The sequence below is a fragment of the Escherichia sp. MOD1-EC6819 genome (genome assembly GCF_002965765.1).
Classification (GTDB): domain Bacteria; phylum Pseudomonadota; class Gammaproteobacteria; order Enterobacterales; family Enterobacteriaceae; genus Escherichia; species Escherichia ruysiae.
Window position 1 is genome coordinate 1 of sequence record NZ_PTRG01000023.1, and the last position, 5,782, is coordinate 5,782.

General features: G+C 48.0%; 7 protein-coding genes and 4 pseudogenes. 9 read left to right on the top strand and 2 right to left on the bottom strand.

Annotation, left to right across the window (positions count from 1 at the left end; all coding sequences use genetic code 11):
* From xerC to A7Z06_RS21255, 3 genes and pseudogenes are all read left to right on the top strand, one after another.
* Positions 1-1,078 (top strand): site-specific tyrosine recombinase XerC (gene xerC / locus A7Z06_RS21235; RefSeq protein ID WP_238151746.1); only part of this gene is annotated, 1,078 nt, incomplete at its 5' end.
* A gap of 963 nt (positions 1,079-2,041) precedes the next feature.
* Positions 2,042-2,446 (top strand): annotated as a pseudogene (locus A7Z06_RS21250) (RHS repeat-associated core domain-containing protein); the annotation flags it as partial.
* Entirely contained in the window at positions 2,443-2,736 is a 294-nt protein-coding gene (locus A7Z06_RS21255; RefSeq protein ID WP_001017803.1) for a hypothetical protein, read from the top strand. The pseudogene A7Z06_RS21250 and the gene A7Z06_RS21255, both read left to right, overlap by 4 nt.
* A 64-nt stretch (positions 2,737-2,800) precedes the next feature.
* Here the strand turns inward: A7Z06_RS21255 and A7Z06_RS21260 are convergent, their stop codons facing one another.
* Positions 2,801-3,061 (bottom strand): SymE family type I addiction module toxin, encoded by a 261-nt coding sequence (locus tag A7Z06_RS21260; RefSeq protein WP_274541217.1) that lies wholly within the window; start codon positions 3,059-3,061, stop codon positions 2,801-2,803.
* A 166-nt stretch (positions 3,062-3,227) separates the two neighbouring features.
* Between A7Z06_RS21260 and A7Z06_RS22490 the strand changes: the two are divergent.
* The 6 genes and pseudogenes from A7Z06_RS22490 to A7Z06_RS21280 all read left to right on the top strand — a co-directional run.
* Positions 3,228-3,332, top strand: a pseudogene (locus tag A7Z06_RS22490) (RHS repeat domain-containing protein); the annotation flags it as partial.
* A gap of 27 nt (positions 3,333-3,359) precedes the next feature.
* Positions 3,360-3,677 (top strand): annotated as a pseudogene (locus A7Z06_RS21910) (AHH domain-containing protein); the annotation flags it as partial.
* Between the two features lie 13 nt (positions 3,678-3,690).
* Entirely contained in the window at positions 3,691-4,308 is a 618-nt protein-coding gene (locus A7Z06_RS21270) for a hypothetical protein (RefSeq protein ID WP_000651347.1), read from the top strand.
* Positions 4,309-4,413: 105 nt separating this feature from the next.
* A pseudogene (locus A7Z06_RS22300) lies at positions 4,414-4,501 on the top strand (RHS repeat-associated core domain-containing protein); the annotation flags it as partial.
* Between the two features lie 47 nt (positions 4,502-4,548).
* Positions 4,549-4,839 carry a hypothetical protein gene (locus tag A7Z06_RS21275; protein WP_105279575.1) on the top strand — a complete coding sequence of 97 codons (291 nt, stop codon included), beginning with the start codon at positions 4,549-4,551 and terminating at the stop codon, positions 4,837-4,839.
* Positions 4,840-4,855: 16 nt separating this feature from the next.
* Positions 4,856-5,314, top strand: coding sequence for a hypothetical protein (locus A7Z06_RS21280; protein WP_000790125.1), 459 nt, complete (start codon positions 4,856-4,858; stop codon positions 5,312-5,314).
* 77 nt (positions 5,315-5,391) lie between these two features.
* Here the strand turns inward: A7Z06_RS21280 and A7Z06_RS21285 are convergent, their stop codons facing one another.
* Positions 5,392-5,685, bottom strand: coding sequence for a SymE family type I addiction module toxin (locus tag A7Z06_RS21285; protein WP_105279576.1), 294 nt, complete (start codon positions 5,683-5,685; stop codon positions 5,392-5,394).
* Positions 5,686-5,782: the final 97 nt, after the last annotated feature.

Below are 5,782 nucleotides of genomic sequence, written 5' to 3' on the forward strand. Positions count from 1 at the left end.
GCCGGAAGCCCTTTATCTCAGCCGCCAGAACGAACACACGACACAGCGCCGGCATATGCTCGCCTGGCTGGAAAGCCTGGAAGCCGCAGGCTACAGCGCGCGCAGCGTGGAAGGCTACCGCGAACGGGTGCTGCCGTTCGTGACGTGGTGCGAGGAGCGCGGGCTGCTGTACGCGCCACAGGTCAGCCTGTCGGTGCTGGAAGCGTACCAGCGCCATCTTCGCAGCTACCGCAAGGCCGACGGTAACACGCTGGCGGTGGGCGGGCAGCTTAACCGCTTAAGCGCAGTGAAGAACTTCTACCGCTGGCTGCTGAAACGCCACGTCATCCTCTACAGTCCGGCGGAGATGCTGACACTGCCGAAGGAAGAGAAACGGCTTCCGGCGCAGGTGTTCAGCGAACAGGAGACGCGGCAGGTGCTGGGCAGTCTGGACACGGAGAAGCCGCTGGGCCTGCGTAACCGGGCAATACTGGAGGTGCTGTGGAGTACCGGGATCAGGCGCATGGAGGTGGCGAACCTGATGTTATGTGACGTGGACTTCACGCGGGGCGTGGTGAACGTGCGCCAGGGCAAAGGGAAGAAAGACCGGGTTGTTCCGGTGGGCCATGTGGCGCTGGCGTGGGTGATGCGCTATCTGCGCGATGTGCGGCCTCACCTGACGCAACGCGCCGACAGCGGTCACCTGTTCGTGACGTACCACGGTAAGGGACTGAGCCGGGGAACGCTGACGCAGATCGGCGGGGAAACGATCCGGGAGAAAGCGCGGATACAGAAACCGGGTGCCTGTCACATCTTCCGGCACTCGATGGCAACGCAGATGCTGGACAACGGCGCAGACACGCGGCACATCCAGGCGATCCTCGGCCATGAGAAGCTGGAGACGACGCAGATCTACACGCGGGTAGCCATCGGTCACTTACAGGAAGTTCACGCGCTGACGCACCCGGAAGAGCAGGACGAGACGTGGACGGATCGGCACGTTGCGGATGCGGTGGCAGAGCCGCAGACGCGCCGGGAGCGTAATCACGCAGAGATGGAGCGGGCGCTGGTCAGCAGGAAACGCCGCCGGAGACGCTGATGCAGGCCGGAAGCGTGATCATCGCCGGACTGCCTGAAAAGTTAGCGGGCGATCCCTGTAAGGCCGTGGGGTGAGGTGCAGGGCAGACAACCGCCTTCCCTGGCGGTTGACTGCCCCCTGCCAGCGGAGTGCGCGGGGGTAAATGCCGTTCGCCCCGTGGAGGCAGGCGTGTCCCATGCGGCCACGGCGCACGGGGCAAACGTCATTCAACATAATGCGGGGGATTATGCGCACTCTCGCCGGGTGGCAACGGCGGCGAACCCGACCCGCTGTGCGCGGCTCGTGTTCGCACAATCCGCATTATGTCTTGCGCCCCCGCGTTCAGCCCCTTAACCAGTGCCACGCGCAGCAGCTCGCTGGCGCTCGCTCCTGCCGTCTCAGCGGCGGTGTCCTTCCTCAGCGCCGCAGTCGCCGCCATCCCTGGCGGCTCCGGTGCCGTTCTGCGGCGGCGTCATCGTGTGGCAGTCAGTCAGAAAAGGGTGTCGGCCTGGCGGCCTCCGCTTGTAAGGGCTTTATGCCCGCCCGGCGTCGTCTGGCTGCGGCGGCTCGTGCCGCGCAAAAAGGCCGCGCGTCACTCGTTCCCGCCTCGCCAGCTTCCGCTGCCCGCCCCGGTCCGGTGTGGTCATGCAAAGGCCAGCTCCGGTCAGGCAGCGGTGCCACAGAGCGCCGTTCCGTCGCTTGCGGACTCTCTGCCGCCCGCACCCGCAGACCCCGCGCCGTGGCCCCGCCATGCCGCCGGAGGCGGCCTGGCGGCCCCCCGTCACGGGTTGCCGGAAACGGACTTAGTGGAAAGCGGAATGACAGGTTCGTGGCGGTGGTGATATGGTGAGCGGGCGTGAAAACGCGCGTCGGGAAAGTCGGGTTAACGTGCTGTTAAATAATTAAAAGGTGATAGCCGTGAAGCCAGAAACGGCGCGGGCGGTAGCGTGTTAAAAAGTATGACCCGCACCGGATCGTCCCGATGACCCGATAGGGCTGAGAGGCGGATTAAACTTATACCAATACGCGCCTAATCCAGTAAACTGGATCGATCCTTTGGGTTTGAAATGTGGGCAACCTGAATGGACAAATCATGGATACAAACATTTTCCTCCAAAAAACAAATCATGGAAGGATATAATTAAATCAACAAAATCAGGCCCGGCAAAATATTCTCCAGATATTGATATTAAAACGTTGGAATACGATGTTTTTAATACAGGCACACCTGTTACGAACGGTAAACCATGGAAAGTAAAAGATATGGGAAAAGTTATTGGGGCCAGTGAGGGTAAAGAATCTCAATGGGTTCGAGTTGAACTTAGCGGTGGGACAATACATGGACATCCTATATCAATCGATGAATTCCGAAGGCTAACAACATCATGAACATTGATTTCTTAGGAAAAAAAGGGAATATAGTTTTTAATGACTTCTCCCTGAAACAAAGCATCCCTCTTAATGAACAGCGAGATGAACTTAAGGAAGATATGCTCCAGGTTGAATATCCTGGTGGGTATCTTTTGGATGTTGGGTGGCGACCATCTTTTGATATAAATGGGAAGTTTTATATTTGTTTAATAAAGGATTTTGATTGGGATTATCCCATTTATAATGGTTCTGCGAAAGATATTGTCTCATTATTATTTGAAATTAACCAAGCTATAAATAAACTTTAAATAAACTTTAAATAAACTTTAAAAAAACTGGGAAGAAAATTAAATCTTCCCGGCTTTTTATTATTTAACTCTCGTTCAGCACACTAAACATCCCGTTCCGCATCCCCTTAACCGCCTGTTTGACCTGGTAAAGTTCCCTGCGCAGTTCCTGTACTTCGTTGTTATCCGCTAGCAGGATCAGGCAACCTTCCGAGATCTTCACGGTAACGCCCGTGCCGATCTCAAATCCCGCTTCTCTCAGCCATTTGGCGCTGATTTTGATCACCGGCGTGTCGCTTCGGTTGGGCAGATAGCCCACGGTACAGTGGCGCTGTGTTTTGGAAATGATATTTTTGTATTTAACCTGCTGATTAGATAGTAAAATAAACTTCGTGCAGATAGCTTACTTTGTCAGGGTGTGGCGGTAGCGTATGAACTATGACGTGATGGTTTTAGTGATTTATAGACGAAACTGACAGTACGATCCGGACTTCGATTAGATTGCGCGATTTGACCCGATAGGGCTGGCGGGGGGGCTGAATCTTTATCAGTATGCGCCGAATCCGTTAAACTGGATCGATCCGCTTGGATTAAGTTGCTCTAGTGATGCAAAAAAATTATCTGGTAATTTAGGATCAGCACCAAGTAGTCACTATCGACCACATCATATGGTTATGTCTAATTCCAGCGATGTGCGTATGCGGTGGTTACGTAGAAGGATGGATCGGTTAGGTATAGATATAAACGATTCCAAAAATGGTGTATGGCTACCCAAAAACTCTGATTATCGGTTACCGGGGACAAAAGCTACTGCTCATGGTGGTGAAGGTGTACATGGAAATGCATATAAACAACATGTGTGGGATACGTTGAAAAATGCAAGAACAAAAGCTGATTTTGAAGCAGGGCTTGCGCAACTTAAAGTAGAGCTAAGTACTGGCAAAACGTTTCCTGTCCAATAAGGAGTATGATCACATGAAAGATTTTCTGAAAAGTTTATATGAAGATTACAATGGAAAGTATTCGGAACTGATAGAACAGATGAACGGAGAAAAGGCTACTTGTAGATGGGGGTATGGTGTTATGCCTGCCTTCTCTATAGAACCTTATGCATCCGAGCTTTTAGGTCATAAACCGGGACGAATGTTGAAAAATAACTCAATCGCAGGAGTAAATAAACAATGCTATTATGTTGATGAACAAAACAGGATAATAGAAGGAATTACATACGCCAGCCATCGTAAGAAAGATAATGAATGGATTGTGTATAGAAATTTTTATATTTACCAAGAAAATACCATTCTTGGGCTTTTGTATAGTAGTACATTTGAAGATAGTAAAAACACAGGATTGAATAAGATTGTATTTATAAGCATTGATAATAAATTAATAAATAATAAGTATACTTTCATGTATGATGGGGAGTATTCTGAGGTAGATTATATTTATAATAAAGATAAAATAATAAAAATAGACCAAAGGGTATGGTCTTCGTTTTATTTTGAACGCACTTATCTGATAGAGTCAAATGATCCATTGATTATTAATGAATACTTAGAAAATAGTGGGAACATCAGGATCTACCCTACTTAATTTATCAAAGTAAGAGACTAATATATGGACTATGATGCGGCTGTTTCAGGGATATGCGATTGAAGCCAGTAGTATGATCCTGCGATGGGGTAGATTCACCGTCCTGATCCGATAGGGCTGGCGGGGGGAATAAACCTCTATGCTTATGCGCCGAATCCAGTAAACCACATTGATCCTCTTGGGCTATCTTGTGGAAAGGTTGGTAACGTTGAATATCGTAATTTTGAGCGTTCTCCGGGAATGTTTTCTCGGTTATTAAAGAATAAACGTGACTTTGATTATGTTGCCAGATATAACATCTCAAGATATAAAGCTACATTGAGAAAAAATAATCCGGATGGTTTTGGTAATATTAGCCATTATTTCGATGGTGTAGATGCAAAAGGAAATAAAGTCGTTATTGAGGTGGCGAATACAGGGCATAAATCTTCAAGCGGTGGTTTTGAGCCTCCACATATTAAAATTCAAATAAAAGACGCTGATAACAAAGTGATACATAATGCCAAATATTTTTTGGAAGATGATATATAGAATTACGGGCAAATAAATGAAAAATATTAGAGAGTTAAATAATGCAGAATTCTCCGGGCTTATTAACAATGCTTTACCATTCTTACATATTAATCCTATAAGCGAAGCTGTTTGTATTCATGCAGAAGCTTATAAAAGTGGTATTGATGTTAACTATATCCGTTGCAACGTTGACTGGGAGGGGTTTTCTTCTTTAACTGAAGCGTTGGAAACGTTATACCATGAATTATTTAAAGATGGTATTCCATCAGGCGAATTGTTGTTTTTTTACCCGTTTGATAGAACAAAGAAAGGGAATTATGGTGTTATACTGGAATCATCTCAGCTATTAGATTTCTTAATAAAAGAGCATTTGAAGATTTATCCTGAATGTTTTAATGTAGAAATGTGTAGCTTCGGTTTTTATTTTATAGATCACGAAATATTTTACGGCATGGAACATCCTGATTTTTTATATAGTTTCTGTGTAAGATAATTAATAAAGTGAGGAGTATATTTCTCTTTCTTAATCGCCGGGAAAGGTAGATTAAATCTTCCCGGCTTTTTTATTATTTAACGTTCGTTCAGCACACTAAACATCCCGTCCCGCATCCCCTTAACAGCCTGTTTAACCTGATAAAGTTCCCTGCGCAGTTCCTGTACTTCGTTGTTATCCGCTAGCAGGATCAGGCAACCTTCCGAGATCTTCACGGTAACGCCCGTGCCGATCTCAAATCCCGCTTCTCTCAGCCATTTGGCGCTGATTTTGATCACCGGCGTGTCGCTGCGGTTGGGCAGATAGCCCACGGTACAGTGGCGCTGTGTTTTGGAAATGGTGACTTCTGGCGTAATATCGTGTTCAGCCATGATTAACTACTCCTGTTAGTTGCTTGTGGTGAGCGGTGGTTAAGGGTTGCCGCCCTTAGTCACCGCGTTATTTATCAGTCAGTTACGCGCCTGAACA